Source organism: Seohaeicola nanhaiensis (assembly GCF_042654245.1).
GTDB lineage: Bacteria > Pseudomonadota > Alphaproteobacteria > Rhodobacterales > Rhodobacteraceae > Seohaeicola_A > Seohaeicola_A nanhaiensis.
The window spans coordinates 1-15,492 of the sequence record NZ_JBHSGI010000001.1; the positions used below are offsets into that span (position 1 = coordinate 1).

At 61.6% G+C, this 15,492-nt stretch carries 14 protein-coding genes and 1 pseudogene; 5 read left to right on the plus strand and 10 right to left on the minus strand.

Annotated features, from left to right (window positions below; all coding sequences use genetic code 11):
- Nucleotides 1–321, minus strand: a 321-nt coding sequence (locus ACFO5X_RS00005; RefSeq protein ID WP_380714717.1) for a transposase, incomplete at its 3' end; no start/stop codon positions are given.
- Nucleotides 322–561: 240 nt separating this feature from the next.
- Between ACFO5X_RS00005 and ACFO5X_RS00010 the strand changes: the two are divergent.
- A pseudogene (locus ACFO5X_RS00010) lies at nucleotides 562–1,070 on the plus strand (IS6 family transposase).
- A 231-nt stretch (nucleotides 1,071–1,301) separates the two neighbouring features.
- On the opposite strand, the gene ACFO5X_RS00015 reads toward ACFO5X_RS00010, so the two are convergent.
- Entirely contained in the window at nucleotides 1,302–3,437 is a 2,136-nt protein-coding gene (locus tag ACFO5X_RS00015) for a calcium-binding protein (protein ID WP_380714719.1), read from the minus strand.
- A 334-nt stretch (nucleotides 3,438–3,771) separates the two neighbouring features.
- Between ACFO5X_RS00015 and ACFO5X_RS00020 the strand changes: the two genes are divergently transcribed.
- The gene (locus tag ACFO5X_RS00020; RefSeq protein WP_380714721.1) at nucleotides 3,772–4,884 is read left to right on the plus strand and encodes a zinc-binding dehydrogenase; all 1,113 of its coding nucleotides are present in this window, start codon (nucleotides 3,772–3,774) and stop codon (nucleotides 4,882–4,884) included.
- A 145-nt stretch (nucleotides 4,885–5,029) separates the two neighbouring features.
- On the opposite strand, the gene ACFO5X_RS00025 is transcribed toward ACFO5X_RS00020, so the two are convergent.
- From ACFO5X_RS00025 to ACFO5X_RS00045, 5 genes are all read right to left on the minus strand, one after another.
- Complete coding sequence (locus ACFO5X_RS00025; protein WP_380714722.1) at nucleotides 5,030–5,191, minus strand: hypothetical protein; 162 nt, start codon at nucleotides 5,189–5,191, stop codon at nucleotides 5,030–5,032.
- Nucleotides 5,188–6,555 (minus strand): amidase, encoded by a 1,368-nt coding sequence (locus ACFO5X_RS00030; protein WP_380714724.1) that lies wholly within the window; start codon nucleotides 6,553–6,555, stop codon nucleotides 5,188–5,190. The genes ACFO5X_RS00025 and ACFO5X_RS00030 overlap by 4 nt, the downstream gene beginning before the upstream one ends.
- Nucleotides 6,539–7,963: a TRAP transporter large permease gene (locus ACFO5X_RS00035; protein ID WP_380714726.1), complete on the minus strand. Its 1,425-nt coding sequence runs from the start codon at nucleotides 7,961–7,963 to the stop codon at nucleotides 6,539–6,541. Before ACFO5X_RS00035 ends, ACFO5X_RS00030 begins: the two co-directional genes overlap by 17 nt.
- 49 nt (nucleotides 7,964–8,012) lie before the next feature.
- On the minus strand, nucleotides 8,013–8,591 hold the full coding sequence (locus ACFO5X_RS00040) for a TRAP transporter small permease subunit (RefSeq protein WP_380714728.1): 579 nt from the start codon (nucleotides 8,589–8,591) through the stop codon (nucleotides 8,013–8,015).
- Nucleotides 8,592–8,674: 83 nt separating this feature from the next.
- A complete protein-coding gene (locus tag ACFO5X_RS00045) occupies nucleotides 8,675–9,814 on the minus strand; it encodes a TRAP transporter substrate-binding protein (protein ID WP_380714730.1) in 1,140 nt (379 codons plus the stop codon).
- 534 nt (nucleotides 9,815–10,348) lie between these two features.
- Between ACFO5X_RS00045 and ACFO5X_RS00050 the strand changes: the two genes are divergently transcribed.
- Nucleotides 10,349–11,311, plus strand: coding sequence for a hypothetical protein (locus ACFO5X_RS00050; protein WP_380714731.1), 963 nt, complete (start codon nucleotides 10,349–10,351; stop codon nucleotides 11,309–11,311).
- A gap of 62 nt (nucleotides 11,312–11,373) precedes the next feature.
- On the opposite strand, the gene ACFO5X_RS00055 is transcribed toward ACFO5X_RS00050, so the two are convergent.
- The 3 genes from ACFO5X_RS00055 to ACFO5X_RS00065 are packed head-to-tail and all read right to left on the minus strand — an operon-like array spanning nucleotide 11,374 to nucleotide 14,036.
- Nucleotides 11,374–12,501: a C45 family autoproteolytic acyltransferase/hydolase gene (locus ACFO5X_RS00055; protein WP_380714732.1), complete on the minus strand. Its 1,128-nt coding sequence runs from the start codon at nucleotides 12,499–12,501 to the stop codon at nucleotides 11,374–11,376.
- Nucleotide 12,502: 1 nt separating this feature from the next.
- Nucleotides 12,503–13,588 carry an extracellular catalytic domain type 1 short-chain-length polyhydroxyalkanoate depolymerase gene (locus ACFO5X_RS00060; RefSeq protein ID WP_380714733.1) on the minus strand — a complete coding sequence of 362 codons (1,086 nt, stop codon included), beginning with the start codon at nucleotides 13,586–13,588 and terminating at the stop codon, nucleotides 12,503–12,505.
- A gap of 31 nt (nucleotides 13,589–13,619) precedes the next feature.
- Nucleotides 13,620–14,036, minus strand: a complete 417-nt coding sequence (locus ACFO5X_RS00065; protein ID WP_380714735.1) for a CopG family transcriptional regulator — start codon at nucleotides 14,034–14,036, stop codon at nucleotides 13,620–13,622.
- An 874-nt stretch (nucleotides 14,037–14,910) separates the two neighbouring features.
- Here ACFO5X_RS00065 and ACFO5X_RS00070 point away from each other — a divergent pair.
- Both ACFO5X_RS00070 and ACFO5X_RS00075 read left to right on the plus strand, forming a co-directional pair.
- Nucleotides 14,911–15,039: a hypothetical protein gene (locus ACFO5X_RS00070; RefSeq protein ID WP_380714736.1), complete on the plus strand. Its 129-nt coding sequence runs from the start codon at nucleotides 14,911–14,913 to the stop codon at nucleotides 15,037–15,039.
- Between the two features lie 70 nt (nucleotides 15,040–15,109).
- Nucleotides 15,110–15,492, plus strand: a 383-nt coding sequence (locus ACFO5X_RS00075; RefSeq protein WP_380714737.1) for a hypothetical protein, incomplete at its 3' end; no start/stop codon positions are given.

Below are 15,492 nucleotides of genomic sequence, written 5' to 3' on the forward strand. Positions count from 1 at the left end.
CCGCAGGCTCGAAGCCGTGCGATGCGCTTTCAGGTAGGTCGCGTCGATCATGACGACCTTCTCCTCGACGCCCTCGGAGGCCAGCCCCTCCATCATCCGGGCGAAGACACCCATGTCCCCCCACCGCTTCCACCGGTTGTAGAGGGTCTTGGGTGGGCCATACTCCCGCGGCGCGTCACACCATCTCAACCCGTTGCGATTGATGAAGATTATGCCGCTCAGCACGCGCCGATCATCGACCCGCGGCTTGCCATGGCTCTTGGGGAAGAACGGCTTCAACCGCTCCATCTGCTCGTCCGTCAGCCAGAAAAGGTTGCTCATCATCACCCCCGTAAGTTCGGGAGCTTGAATCACGCAGGAAGGACGGCCTCAAGCCAATTAATGGGTCCTGACCCTAAGTTCAGATGGGGTATTCGGATTGCGCCCCATTCCCGACGACCGCGTTCGTGGAGGTGCTGCGCTTCGTGCTGATGGTACAAAGTGGTCTGTGTGAAGCAGCCACACGGTGCTGTCAAAGGAATCTGACTTGAGGCGGAGGAATGGGCTGGGTAGCCTTTGGCCATGACCCAGCGCTCACCGTTCCGCTGCTTCAAGACGTCGCCGGAGATCATCCGGCTGGCGGTTATGATATACATCCGCTTTCCGCTATCGCTACGGAACGTCGAGGTTCTGTAGCACGAGCGCGGCGTCGAGGTCAGCCACGAGACGGTGCGGTTTGGTGGCACCGCTTCGGCCCGCTGTTTGCTTCGGAGATCCGGAAACGGCGCGTAGAGGGGATGCGGTCGAGCCGCTGGCGCTGGCAGTTGGACGAAGTCTTCGTGAAAATCAACGGCGAACGGCACTACCTTTGGCGGGCGGTCGATCGTGCGGAGAATTCGTATCAACCATTCCGAAGGCGCGAACGAGCGATGCGCCGCTTCCGCCGCATGCGAACGTTACAGTTGTTCGCCGCCGTCCACGCGTCGGTTCACAATCTCTTCAACCAGGAACGCAACCTCTCTTCCCGCACCATCTTCAAGCAGAACCGTGCCGCCGCTCTCGACGAGTGGCGCGGTCTCTGCGCGGAATAGGGACGCCTTCCTCCTGCGATGCGGAGACTGGTTCGCATTTGTCTGCCAGCACCCGGCGAAGCACAATGCGGAACGGGGCCCGGCCCATCATGATGCACACGCGCGGCAGTGCCGATGCGGCGGCGTTCTGGCCGAATTCGGCAAGCGTGGCAGCCTGACCTGCCTGAGCGGCAAGGGTAATTTGGTCTGACGCTGCCAAGGCTTTGCGTCTGTCGAGCACTTCGCGTTCCGTCAGCCCAAAAGGAACGTCCGATCCGCCAGCAGACTGAGGTCGGTCATGCCTTCCAGCGTCAGGGAATTGCCTGGCCCGAATGCAAGGACAAGGTCGCCACCGTGAATCTCAGCCTCTGCAATGGCCTTTTCCAGAGCGTCGCGACCAGAGACCAAACCGGAGTCCAGACGCAAGATATCGGCGGTTGAAAAATCGGCAATTCGGTCATTGCCGCCGGTGAACACGAAAACATCCCGACCAGCACCGCCGGTCAGAGTGTCGTTTCCAGAGCCGCCGTTGAGACAGTCACGCCCTTTGCCCCCGACCAAACTGTCGTCGCCCGGGTTTCCCAGAAGCCGGTCCGCCCCGGCTCCGCCGTTCAGAAGGTCACGGCCACATCCGCCGCGCATGATGTCGGCGCCGACTCCGCCCAAAGCGGTATCCCGTCCCTGGTTGCCGAACAACACATCGTCGCCTGCCTGCCCCTCGAGACGGTCGTTCCCCTGGGCGCCGGTCAGACGGTCCATTCCCCTGCCTCCAAACACCTTGTCGTGCCCCAGTCCCCCGTTCAGACTGTCAGGGCCGGCCATGCCGCGAATGGTGTCGTTGCTCTCCGTTCCGAAAATGACGTCTGCGGATTGGTCGCCACGGAACAACCGCACCGGTTCGGTAACCGGCCGACTGAAGACAAGCTGCATCACCTCGAAGGGTTTCAGTTCGAAGGCAAGCGCCCCGTCCGACCACAGTGCGTTCGCAGAAACCTCTGTGAACCGGGCGCGAACATCATGTTCGTTGATGAAATAGTCGGCTGTCCCGTCTCCGTTCAGGTCAAGACTGTCCACAGTCTCCCACGCCCGCGCGTTTGGATCAAAATGACGCCCGTCGGCACTGGTTGGGTCATAGCCCAGTTTCAGACCGGAGAGATGTCCGAAGCCGTCATCCAGATCGCCCGGCTCGAACCGGAGTTTCATGGTCTCCAGGCTTCGCGAACTCACATAGATCACGACCTGATCCAAGCCGGCAAAGGCGTGGACGGCTGCCCCATCCGACATGTTGGCCTGGCCGAGATCGACCAAATTGAGACCCTGGATGCTGGTGGCAAGCATGTCGAACGCTGCGCCTCGCACCGTGTTGACGACACGACCATTCGCGTCGACCAGCACAGGATCGCCGGAATTCCCAGTCAGGTCGGTTACGGTATTGTGCTGGACGGCCCAGACCGAAGCGGCATCGACACCCATTTCGACCATTCTCGCGACCTGCTCGATCAGGGTGGAGGCGCTGCGGATTCCGTTCTCGGTAATGTTCGTGGTTTTGACGTTCCACTCGGTGATGTGCAGGTCCAGCGGCTTTTCGAACCGGGCCTGCCAGTTCGCGAAATCCCGGTCGATGTAATTTACTTCGTCACTGTGGCCAGTGAATGAGAGAGTGCTGCGGGCATAGTAGTAATGCTCGACCACGCCGTCGATCAGTCCCTTGCTGCGGTCGGTCAGCAGATCGATGATCCGGTTGTTGGCCATGTCGAGCCGCTGTGTATAGCCGAAATCCTCCATCCCGGCGGCGTCGACGTGAAACTCGGAACCGGTGTTCGGGGTCGCCATCTGAACGAGCATTTGGGGCCGGTCGGTTGCCTCCATCCCGATGTCTTCGGCACCCAGCGCGAGGGCGTCGAGCGCGATGTTCGCCTTGGCGGCATAGGCAGTTTCACCCATCTCCCAATATTCATTGCCGATCTCGAAGGCAGCCAAGACCTGGCCGTATTTCGCGAGCACCTCGGCCGCGAACGCACGGATGTCGTCACCGAATGCGACATAGCTCTGCGCATCGAGAAACTTTGTTGGGATGACGAGTGTCGCCTTGCTACCGGTTGCGATGCACCAGTCCAGAAAGTCGGTCAGTTCCGGGCGCAATTCGCCGCCAGGCATGGAGACGATGTTCAGCCACTCGGCCCCTTCTGTGGTGGCATCGGCGTTGTCGCCGCGCCCGCCCGGAAAGCGGACATGGGAGATGCCCAGTGCATCCGCGGAAGCTGTCAAAGTCGCGTGAACGTTGCCACCGGTGGTATTGGCGCCGTAGACGACATTCGCGCCAAACATTTCGGAAGACACAGAAATATTGGTGTCGCGGCTGGCCGCGACCTGTATGGTCGTGATCACAACGGTTGCTCCGCCTGGATGATGAGGGAGACGGGCAACCGTACTGGATCACATGCGCCATTTCAGGCGCCCCGTTGAGATCACTTTCGCTCAGGTCGTTGGCGGTTTGTTGACGGTGTCGGGCCGTTCTTTGGGGCAAGTCGTGTCGGGATTGTGACGCCTGACCTCCGTTCCTTCGGGTCCACGTCGGCAATAAAGGACGGCTCCTGCGATTTTCGCCGGATTCGCCGATGGCACTCTGGCTTCGCCTGATGCAGTGTGTGCGCTATCTGACGCCGCGAGCGTGACCAGGACCTGGGTCCTGCCCTCGAGCGCCCAAACAGGAGACTCCGACATGGCCACCACTGGCAAGCAACTGTTCACGACATTGGACGCAGACGGAACCCTGACCGTCGCGATCGAGGACGTGACCTTTCCGGATCCGACCGGCAATCAGGTGCTCGTGAAGATGGAAGCCGCGCCGATCAACCCGTCAGATCTCGCAATTCTGGCCGGTGCTGCAGACTTGGAAAATGCCACCTACTCGCAGGGCAAGTTCGTCGCGACCGTACCCGAGCCTTACAACACCGGTTCGAAAGCCCGTCACGGGATCAAGCTGCCGGCCGGCAACGAAGGCGCCGGGACGGTTGTTGCCGCCGGCGACGGGGAAGCGGCAAAGGCATTGGTCGGACAGCGTGTCGCATGTGTTCCGGGCAATGCCTACAGCCAGTACTGTATTGTCGATGCGTCCTCGTGCCTGCCGCTGGGCGATTATTCTGCCGAGGATGGCGCCAGCGCCTTCGTCAACCCGATGACCGCTCTGGGCTTTGTCGAGAACGCCAAAATGGATGGGCAAAACGCAATCCTGCATACGGTCGGCGCGTCCAACCTGGGCCAGATGTTGACACGCATCTGCAAGGAAGACGGCATCGGCCTCGTCAACATCGTTCGCAAGGACAGCCAGGCCGAACTGCTCAAGAGCCTCGGCTCAACCCATGTCGTGAACTCGTCCAGCGACGACTTCATGAACCAGCTGCGCTCGGCCATCCAGGACACCGGTGCCTTTTACGGTTTCGATCCGATCGGTGGCGGCAAATCGGTCGACACTGCCTTCAAGGCGATGGAGCAGGTCGCCGTGGCCCGGATGACCGAATACTCGCGCTATGGCTCCAACCAGCCCAAGCGGATGTTCATCTACGGACGTCTGGACACCGGAATGACGATGCTTTCCCCGAGCTACGGCTTCGGCTGGACCCTGTCCGGCTGGTTGCTGTTCCCCTTCCTCCAGTCTGCCGGGCGCGAAACGGTCACCCGGATGCGTAAGCGCGTGCTCGAAAACCTCACCACCACATTCGCGAGCCACTACAAGCAGCGCGTCAATCTGGAAGAGATGCTGACCAAGGACGCCGTCACCGACTATCGAGCGATGAAAACCGGAGAGAAATATCTCGTCACACCCTGGTCGTGAGGGTCCCGCCAGGACGTGCCGCGTCGTATTGGGGCCGAAGCGCAACGGCGTACAGCGTTGCCGCTTCGCCCCTGACTCGTCTCAATGGCAGGTAACGGGTGCTGACAAAAGGCCAGTTAAAGGGGCCTGCCGCCAGACCACCCCATCACCCGCGATCCTGCTTCAGGTGAAGCACAAGATCCCATCCCGCCAACAATATGGTCACGCCGATCACACAGGCGAGATCCAGGCGGGGAACGTGAATCACGAGAATCGCCAGAAAGGCGACGAGCACCGCAAAAGCCAGTATGGCCAGGACTTTGTTCACTCTCTTCCCTCCTCCCGTTCAAGCTGTTCGAGATACGCGGCCAGCCAGCGCGCGGTTCGCATCAACCGCGCGTCATCTCCGCGCCTGCCGACCAGTTGCGCGCCCATGGGCAGGCCATTTCCCGCAGAGAACAGCGGTAGCGTGATGGCCGGGACTCCGGCAAGCGTCCACAGCCCATTGAAGATCGACGATCCCGTGCTGCCCAGTCCTTCAGGCGCCGGCCCGGGTGCTGCAGGACAGAGGATCGCGTCGCACCGGTCGAATATCCGATCGAGGGCCGCGTTCAGAACCTCGCGCCAATCCAGCGCGGAGAGGTAGTCGCGCGCCAGCACAGCCTTGCCCGCGTCGATCGCCTCGGCAAGCACGGGGGACAACAGCCCCCTGCCCCGGCGCTCCAACCCGTAATAGCATTTTGCCATCTCGGCCTCGTTGATGCGCTGCCGTATCGCGGCGATTTCGTCGAACCCATCCAGCGGCGCCTCGAAACATTGGTCGCCAAGCAGGCCGGCCAGTTCCTCGATGGCCGCGCGCATGTCGGGATCTGCCTCCTCCCAGCCGGGCGGGCGGACAAAGGCAAAGGTTGGAGGGACCGGCGTTTTCGCGCGCGCGGTGTCCAGTAGCCTTGGCGTGGGGCGCGGTTGCGTGGCCCGATCCGCGGTGTCGTGGCCATACAAGACCTCGGCCAGCAGCGCGCAATCCTCGATGCTGCGGGCAAAGACGCCGACGGTGTCAAGAAAAGGCGATTGCATCAGAACGCCGGTGCGCGGAATCATCCCGAAGCTCGGCTTCATCCCGACGACCCCGCAGAATGCAGCGGGTCGGATCACCGATCCGCCGGTCTGCGTGCCGACGGCCAGCGGAACCATTCCCGCCGCCACCGCTGCCGCCGAACCGCTGGACGATCCTCCGGGCGTGTGAGCGGGATTGTGGGGATTGCGCGTCTTGCCCGGATGCAGAAAGGCGCATTCGGTGGTGACGGTCTTGCCCAGAACAATCGCGCCGGCGGCCCGAAGCCGCGCCACGATCCAGGCGTCCTGCGCGGGCACCCGGCCCTCGTCAATCGGCGTCCCGTTTGCGGTGGGAATGCCTTCGGTGTCGATAATGTCCTTCAAACCCACCGGCAGTCCATGCAACGGCCCGGGCTGACGCCCCGACTGGCGCCAATGGTCAAGCTGTCGCGCCTGCTGCAGGGCATGATCGCCGTCCAGCCAGGCCCAGGCCTGCACCTCGGGCTCCACGGCGGCGATCCGCGCCAGACAGGCCTCGACCAGTTCGACCGCCCGCAGCGCCCCTGACGCAAGCCGGTCGCGCAACTCAACCGCGCTGAGCGACAGCAGGGCATCGGGATTATCGCGAGGGGCCATAGAACGCGTCCGGCAGGGCAAAGACGATCTGCGGGAACTGATACATAAGCACCATCGCGATCAAGACCATGAAGCAGTAGGGCAGAACCCCCGAGAATATCTCGGTGAGCTTGATTTGCGGCGGCGATATTCCCTTGAGGTAATAGGCACTCATCGCCATCGGTGGAGTGAGGAAACTCGTCTGCAGGTTCAGGGCCACGAGCACACCGAAGAACAGCGGGTCAATCCCGAAGAAGGGCAGCAGCGGCAGGAAGATCGGCACGAAGATGATGATGATCTCCGACCATTCCAACGGCCAGCCCAGAAGGAAGATGATGAGCTGCGCGATGATCAGGAACTGGATGGGCGTGATGTCCAGTCCCTGCACGAATTCGGCAATCACCCGCTCTCCGCCCAGATAGCTGAACACGGCCGAGAAGGTATAAGAGCCGACAAAAAGCCAGCAGACCATCGCGGTGGTGCGCACGGTCAGATAAACTGACTCACGCAGGCGCTGAAACGTCATGGCGCGATAGGCGACGGCCAGGATCATACCGCCAAGCGCACCGATCGATGCAGCTTCGGTCGGGGTAGCGAGCCCGAACAAGATCGATCCCAGCACCGCAAGGATCAGGATCGCCAGCGGCAGGAAGCTGGTGATCAGCATCCAGACCATCTGACCGGTCGGCACCTCGGGCAACTCTTCCTTGGTCGGCTTCGGGGCAAGCTTCGGGTTCAGGATCGACCGGCCGATGATGTAGACAAGGTAAAGACCAACCAGGGTGAAACCAGGCAGCAGGGCCGCGGCGTAAAGCCGGACGATTGAAACGCCGGAAGCGGCGGCATAGACGATCAGCATGATCGACGGCGGGATGAGAATCCCGAGCGTTCCGCCCGCGCAGATTATTCCCGAAGCAAAGGAATGATCGTAACGGGCCTTAAGCATCTGCGGGAGCGCCAGCAACCCCATCAGCGTCACAACAGCCCCGACGATGCCGGTGGCCGTCGCGAAGAGGGCGCAGGTGATCAGCGCTGCAACTCCCATGGACCCGGGGATGTTGCGTGTTGCCAGGGCCAGCGTGCCGAACAGCTTGTCGACGATATTCGCCCGTTCAACGATATAGCCCATGAACAGGAACAGCGGGATCGCCGTCAGAACCTCGTTGGAAATCACCGTATAGGTCTGATTCACGAAGAGGTCGAAAATCCGATTATTGAAATAGCCCTCCAGCCACAGCCGCGCACTTTCCCACCAGCTTGCGTCCTCGGCCAGCCTGTTGAACGCGCGCCACATCCGGCCCACGTCAAAATAGGCGTAATAGCCAAAGCCGATACCCAGAGCCATCAGCGTGAAAGCAATGGGAAATCCCAGAAAGACGCAGGCGATGAAGATGCCCAGCATCATCAGGGCAATTTGCGGGTCTGTCACTTTACGAACTCCGTGGGATGCCTGTCTTGGCGCGGCGTGGAACTGGGGGTCATTGCGACTGCGCTTTCAGCGCAGCCTGCTTGATCAGGAGTTCTTCGGTTTCTTCCACGTCCTGTTCGGCCGCCAGCCAATAGCCGTCGCGAAGGCACAGGATGCAGCGGAACACCTCGGCAATGCCCTGGATGATGAGAAGTATCCCAGCCGCCACGATGACGCTCTTGAACTGATAGATGGGCACACCCGCCGGGCTGTTCACCGAAACCTCGGTATAGCTCCACGAGCGTCCGGCATACTTCCAGCCGGTCACGACAAGGGCGAGGATACCAGGGAAGAAGAACAGGAAATACAGGACCAGGTCCATGCCCGCCTGCACCCGGGGAGACCAGGTGCGATAGAGGAAGTCGCCGCGCACGTGCCCGCCCCGGGACAGGGTATAGGCACCTCCCATCATGAAGATCGTCCCATACATGATGAAACTGACGTCCAGCGACCAGGGCGTCGGCGCGTTGAAGGCATAGCGCACCAGAACCTCATAGCTCATGCCGAAGGTCATCAGCACGATAAGCCACCCGAAGGTTTTGCCGAACCATGCCGAGACATTGTCGGCAAAGCGGATATAACGGATCATGGATACCCCGTGGGACAAGCGTTCCGGGCGCGGCCGTATCCGGCCAAAGATGAAAGGGACGCAGTTTCCTGCGCCCCGAACACTCAGATTTTCAGCTTGCCGGGGAAGTAGTGCTCGTAGGCAAGGCCAAGATCAGGCGCGTTCATCAGCTCGTAATAGGCCACCTTTTCGACCCAGGCACGCTGGCTGTCCATGACTTTCTTGTTGAATTCGTCCTTCTCGAGCTCGGGAATCAGGGTGTCCCATGCTGCGATCTGGCCGTTCAGGATGTCCTTGGACGTGCGGTGCACAGTCACGCCATGCTCGTCCTGCAGTTTGGCGAGGTCGCTGGAATATTCCTTCATCGCCAGCGCCAGATTCGCCGTCGCCGATGCCTCGACGCCATAGCGCAGGATCGCCTGCAGGTCGGGTTCCAGATCGTCCATGAAGTCCTTGTTGAACAGGAACTCAAAGGCTTCCGACGCTTGGTGGTAGGACGAGAGGTAATAGTTCTTCGCAACGTCCTGGGCGCCGAACCGGCTGTCCGACGACGGGTTGTTGAACTCGAACGCGTCGATCACGCCGCGCTCCATCGCTGGCACGATCTCGCCGCCCGGAAGCTGGGCAACCGACATCCCCATGCCCTGCAGCAGGTCCGCCGCAAGACCGACGGTGCGGTATTTGAACCCTTGCAGATCGGCGACGGTGTTGACCTCTCCCTTGAACCAGCCGAAGGGCTGTGCCGGCATCGGCATACCCATCAGGCCGTAGACGTTCAGACCTAGGATCTGCTGGGTCAGCTCTTCATACAGCTCCTTGCCGCCGCCCTGGTAGAACCAGCCGAGCATGGTTGTGGCCGATCCGCCAAAGACAGGGCCAGTGCCAAAGAACGACGCTGCCTTGTTCTTCCCGTACCAATAGACCGACACCGAGTGGGCCGCGTCCAGAACCCCGTCGCTGACGGCGTCCATCACCTGGAAAGCGCCGACGACGGCACCCGCGGGCAAGAGGTCGATCTTGAGACGACCGCCCGACATTTCCTCGACACGTGTCGTGTACTGGCGTGCGAAGTCCATCCAAATATCGGATGCCGGCCAAGAGGTCTGCATCTTCATCACCAGAGGTGATTGAGCAAGAACGGCTGGCGCCGCCAGCGTCGAGGCCGCCGCGGCCGTTCCGCCCAGCGCGCCCTTGCGCAAAAACGAACGGCGCGAAAGCGCCGTAGAAACACGGGTGTCAGTCATTGGTGTCCTCCCAGACGATATTGGTCGTTTTTCAAAAGACCTTTTGTCTCTGGGGAGTGTAGAGTCGCCAAGGTAAAAATCAATAGCTTGTCAGGCGAAGGGAAAAGCGGATCGTCTTTGAAAAGAAAACTCCGCTGCGTGCCCCCCGAAATGTCCGGAACACGCGATGCCATACCCTCGATCGCCTCGTGGAATTCCCGTTGGAACGTGCTGCGAAACGCCTTTCCGGATGACGCAAGGCGACAGTTACTATTGAGCACAGGCCATCTGAGCTAACGCCCGTCGCTCGCCATTCCTACGGCCATGCCGCGCGGTGCAAGAGCGCCGCAGGACCAGAGCGATCACGCGAAATTTACAGAAGTCTGGAACACAACGGCTCACGCTACGTTGTTTGAGCAGGAAATCGTGACGTTTCACGATAATCGCCTGTCAAAGGGCGAGCATCGCAAGGATCCACAATGAGCGGTATCATCTATCTCGTCGGCTTGGTCGTCATCGTCCTGGCCATTCTCTCCTTCCTCGGGCTGGGCTGACATGGAGCGTACTGAAGCAATGACGGCAGCCTCGGCGCCGCGTCATTCCCACGAGGGAAGCTACGTCGACTGGCCCGCCATCCTGGCCGGCGCCGTCGTCGCGGCAGCAGTCGGCCTTCTGTTTGCAGGCTTTGGCGGCACCCTCGGCCTGTCGTCGATCTCCGCACAAGAAGGCGAAGGTGCCGGAACGTTCGGTCTGATCCTGACAGCCCTCTGGCTCCTCGTGAGCACAATCGCCGCCTATGCAGCCGGTGGCTACATCGCCGGCCGCATGCGCCGCCGCGTGGACAGCGCCAGCGCAGACGAGGTTTCTGCCCGCGACGGCATCCATGGGATGGTTGTCTGGGCAATCAGCCTTCTACTGGGCGGATGGTTGGCAGCGGGTGCGATCGGCACGGCGGCGACCGCTGTCAACGGCGCGGCCCAGACGGCAGCGACGGCTGTAGGCGGAATCGCACAGGGCGCCGGAACTCTGGCAGCAGGTGCGGCCGATGCGGCCAGCGAGTCGGGTGTGCTGCAAAACGCAGATCCTATGGACATCATCAACAACCGGCTGCTGCGTGGCACCGGGATCGAAGTCCAGCCGAATCCCGAACTGGCTTCGGGTGCCGCCTCCGTGATGGCCGAAGTTGCACGCACCGGAGAAATCACCGAGGACGACAAGGCGTATCTGGCGCAACTCCTGGCGCAAAACTCGAACATGACGCCCGAAATGGCCAATGCTCGCGTCGACCAGGCCGTCGCTCAGATCGTCGAGATGCGGGATGCTGCCGCAGCCAAACTGGAAGAGGCCGAGCAGGCCGCCCGCGACGCCGCCGAAACGGCACGTCGGGCCACGGTTCTCACCGGCTTCGCAGTCGCTGCTGCCCTGATCATCGCATTTGCCGCCTCGCTGTGGGGCGCCGGGATCGGCGGTCGGCATCGCGACGAAGGGCGTCTCTTCGGCGGCTTTCGCAGCTTCTGATCGGATGTGACTGAAGGCGGAAGGCCGCGCTGTTCGCTCAGCGCGGCCTTTCTCCTTTCGACCTAGTGCAGATTGGATCCTTGGTGACCCGAACCGCAGTTCCGGCTTGCCATCATCTCGGTCAAATAGGCTTCGAAAGGCCGACCCTTTCCATTGGCATGGTCCATACCGAAGGCGATCCAATCGATTCTCCCGGCAAGCGTCCAGTCGAACTCGGCCGAAGGCGCCCCAAACCGGATCACCCGCTGCCCTTCACGGAAATCACCAAGCGTCTGGCGCCACTCCTGATCCGGCCAGATCAGGCGCATGACCCCGCCGGCCGGGTCGTATTCTGCCGTGAACAGCGTTCCGAACCCTTCTGCATAGCGGTCCTGGCGCAGCGGCGTTTCAGCAAAGTGCCTGTGCAGATCACGCGCCGGAGAGCGCACCCGCGAAAGGTGGTCGTGACGCTCGAACGTGCGGGTAAAGGCTGCCCGCGGGGCCGGCGCATTGCGCTGGTGATTGGTGGCAATGGCCTGCGGCAACACCCTCGCCCCTCCGCCCGGCAGCATCTCGACCCCCATCGTATGCCCGTTCCGGTCAGCCAGAACCAGATTGTAGGCCATATGCGACGGCACCCTGCGCAGCACCTCCAGCGCGTCGTCAACGGTCTCGCAGACCTCCAGAACATACCGCAGGATGGTGGTAATACCAAATCCCTCTGCCGTTTCCGTTCGACCACCATAGGCGAGAGCGATGCACAGACCGGCGTCATTCACGCCATCGGACAGCCCCCAAAGGAACTCGACCATACCCATCACAGGCCGCCCGGTCCAAGAGCTGTGCAGCAGCAGCCCCTCGTTCAGATCGGGCGAAAGATCGTAGTTGCGCACCAGCCGGATACCGCTCTGATCGGCCCGCGCCGCCAGGGAACACCCGCCAAGATAGGGCGGCGGGCACCAGGTCGAAAGAAACCGCGCGGCCCGGTCGCCATTTCCGGTAAGTGCCACCAGCCGCTCCCACACCGGGACAAGTTCTGGCATGTGTCGCTCCAGAGCTTCACGACAGTCTGCGCGGGTCGGGCCGCCGTCGCCGCCGCGCGCCGTAAACCAGGCCTCGTAGGCCGGCCAGGACCGCTGCCAGCGCTGCAGCCACTTGTGGCCCGGCCGCGCTTCCCGCAGGGCATCGAAGGTCAGGGACATATCGGTCATTTCAAACCTCCTCACGGGTTGCGTCAAAGAAGAAGCGGATCATTTCCGCACTGGCATCGGGACCGGCAGGATCGGTATAGGACCCGCCCGCCTTCCCTCCCGACCAGGCATGGCCCAATCCGGCAACGGTCCATTCCTCCATCTGTGTGATCCCGTCGGCGTTGATGGTGACCCTGCGCTGAACGCGGCGTCCGCCTTCTGTAAGGAAGTCGTCGCGCTGTTGCGTGATCTCGGCCCCGCGCGCGTCAGCCCACCGCGCGATCCCCTTGCCGTTGGCGGGATGCACCGTGCGATCGGCGTCACCGTGGAAGATGATGGTGCGCAAATCCGACCCAGTGGCAGGCGCATCGGCTGATCCCGCGCCGGTTCCCGCCATGGCTGCAAAGGCAGAGGGTACATCGATCGCCGCACCATAGGGCAGGCCCGAATGCGCGCCGACCGCGGCGAAGACGTCGGGATATGTCTCGCCAAGGATCACTGCCATCGCGGCACCTGCCGACAATCCCGAGACAAAAGTCTGCTCGCGGCCCACGCCATGCTCTGCCGCCACCTTGCGCGCCATGCCCGCGAGTATTTCGGGCTCGCCCCGGTCGCGACGCTGATCGCCCTTGCTGAACCAGTTCCAGCAGGTCTGCGCATTCGCCCCGCGCGACTGTTCCGGGTAGATCACGACAAAACGGCCGGACTCGGCCAGGGCATTCATGCCCGTGCCGGTGGCAAAATCCTCGGGAGTTTGTGTGCAACCGTGCAGCATCATCACGACCCCGGTCACCTGGCCTTCGGCACTTGCCGGCACATAGGTTCGATAGGCCCGGCTGCCCGAGCGGCCGGCGAAGGTGTCGTTGCGGAATTCTGCGCCATCGGCGATGGCGAGAGAGGCAACCGCGCCTGGGGCAGCGGCGGCCCGCCCGCCCAGGGCCCGCATCAGCTCGCCAGACAGGAGCGATGGCGCGCCCGATCCGTCGCCACCGGGCATCAGCCCGTGCTGGGCAAGCGTGCGGCGCACCAGATCGTTTGCCGCATCCATGCGCGAAGGGCGCGCGGCATCGGCCGCCGGGCGCAAGGCGCCGGTTCTGAAGGTCTTCATGAGGAATAATCCTTGTGTGAGGTGTCGCCGCCTACCGGATCCGGTCGGCCAGCGCAGTCTTGACGTCGTTGCTGGCCTGAAGGGCGCCCAGCACGGTGATCGAGCCGATGGTCTGCCGGGCAAGTTCCGGCGTCACATCATCGGCAATGCGGGCGAGTCCTACGACCTTGACGTGCAGAACTTCGCCTGCATCCCTCAAGGCCTCCAGATCCGCGCGGCTGTAGTCGCGCAGACCCAATTCCATCGTATGACGTTCGACAGTCTGACGAACCACATCCCCCTGCGCCTCGATCTGGTTGCGGATCGCCGTCCGGATGAAGTCGCTCCGGTTCGAATAGAAGCCCTCCTGAACCAGCAGATCGATCCGCCCGAGATCGACAAACCCCAGATTTATGGTGATCTTTTCGTTCTCCGGCTGCTTGTCGCGCAGTTGTCTGACGTTGCTCATACTGCAATCTCCATCTGTATGGATGGTATATGGATGTCATACGGAGGTAATCAAGGGGGATTTTGCAAAAGCTGTCGATCGGTCAGCGCCTTTCCGTATGGAACCGCCTGATTGACCTTGATGCCCTATGCAAGCCGCCGAACGAGGGTTTTTGCCCCGAGGAGCCCACGGTAGTTCGACAGATGCCCAAACTCGTCCACCTAAGCAGGATTGCGCGGGAAAAGCCCGTGCCTCCCCTCGCGCTTCGCCTCTCGGCTGCATCTCGAAGGCAAAGGCATGAGGAACATCCTGCCCGAGCTTTGCAGCGTCGCGGAACATTCTGGATTGGGTTGCGGCAGATCCCCTATCGTAGGGGAAGGGCAGGAACAGGGAGAAGACCCGCTGCGCGACGCGCAATTCGCTGATGTAGACCTGTTCTACGCCGCATTCTCTTTCCGCGGCCAGGTCGCATCTGCCCTTTGGGTCCGATAAGACCCCGAAAATCGAATGCGTCGGCCACACCGCCGAACCGGCAATTCCAGACCGTTGCCGGCAAAACGTTTGCCGCCTCAACGCGCGCGGATCGGGTGTGGAATAGTGAAGCCTTGGCGCACCCGACAGGATTCGAACCTGTGACCTCTGCCTTCGGAGGGCAGACGTAGAGACCACTTTCGTTGTTTTTAAACGATTTTTCCGACTTTTCACCGGGTCTGAAACCGGCCCAAACCGGTCCAAACCGGACCATAACCGGACCATGGCCGGGCGCTGGATCCGCAGCCGGCCGCGGTTGTGGCGGCGGCGCTGCTGCCAGTGTGGTGCACCCAATCCGGAATACAAAGACCCGGCGGGCCGCGGACATATCTGCGGGACATGCTACATCAAGCCGGAAAATGGCATGTGGGATGTGGGCGCAGAGCCGGCCAGGCTACCATCGCTCCGCGAGTGGGGCCTGATCGCCACCGTGCTTGCCTGCACCCTCTTGATCGTTGGCGGATACGCCCTGAGCGTGGGTCTGCTGCGCTAACAGCCGATTTCAGCTTGCCCCGAATCGACCCGCTCGCCATGGTGAGCGGGTTTTACCGGGGGGTTAACACATGAAATATATTGCTGCGCTGATCGCGCTGGTTCTTGCCACGTCTGCGCAGGCCGCGCCAATCACAATTGAATTCCAAGCGCGCCTGAACAAGGTTGTCCTGTTCAACTATTTGGCAGAGCCGGTCACACCTGATCTTACAAAGACCTTTTTTCAAGACGCGGTCTTTTCGCCGGGCACTGACATCATGGCGATGACGGATTGGCAGTGGCGCCATGTGACTCTTTCTTATGACCCAGACGATTTCACCAGTTTGACATGCTTTATCGGAGAGCTCGATTGCAGCATGACACCGAGCTACCCTCCATATGTCACTCCTGATGGCTTTTACAGCTATACCAATGGCGGCTTCTTTTTGATAGAATACCATCCGGGATACCTAAA

Bases quoted from the DNA above. Each gene is read 5' to 3' on its own strand.
- ACFO5X_RS00030 (WP_380714724.1), bottom strand. From the start codon at position 6,555: ATGGCCCCTCGCGATAATCCCGATGCCCTGCTGTCGCTCAGCGCGGTT.
- ACFO5X_RS00045 (WP_380714730.1), bottom strand. From the start codon at position 9,814: ATGACTGACACCCGTGTTTCTACGGCGCTTTCGCGCCGTTCGTTTTTG.
- ACFO5X_RS00060 (WP_380714733.1), bottom strand. From the start codon at position 13,588: ATGAAGACCTTCAGAACCGGCGCCTTGCGCCCGGCGGCCGATGCCGCG.
- ACFO5X_RS00020 (WP_380714721.1), top strand. From the start codon at position 3,772: ATGGCCACCACTGGCAAGCAACTGTTCACGACATTGGACGCAGACGGA.
- ACFO5X_RS00070 (WP_380714736.1), top strand. From the start codon at position 14,911: ATGTGGGATGTGGGCGCAGAGCCGGCCAGGCTACCATCGCTCCGCGAG.
- ACFO5X_RS00055 (WP_380714732.1), bottom strand. From the start codon at position 12,501: ATGACCGATATGTCCCTGACCTTCGATGCCCTGCGGGAAGCGCGGCCG.
- ACFO5X_RS00065 (WP_380714735.1), bottom strand. From the start codon at position 14,036: ATGAGCAACGTCAGACAACTGCGCGACAAGCAGCCGGAGAACGAAAAG.
- ACFO5X_RS00040 (WP_380714728.1), bottom strand. From the start codon at position 8,591: ATGATCCGTTATATCCGCTTTGCCGACAATGTCTCGGCATGGTTCGGC.
- ACFO5X_RS00050 (WP_380714731.1), top strand. From the start codon at position 10,349: ATGGAGCGTACTGAAGCAATGACGGCAGCCTCGGCGCCGCGTCATTCC.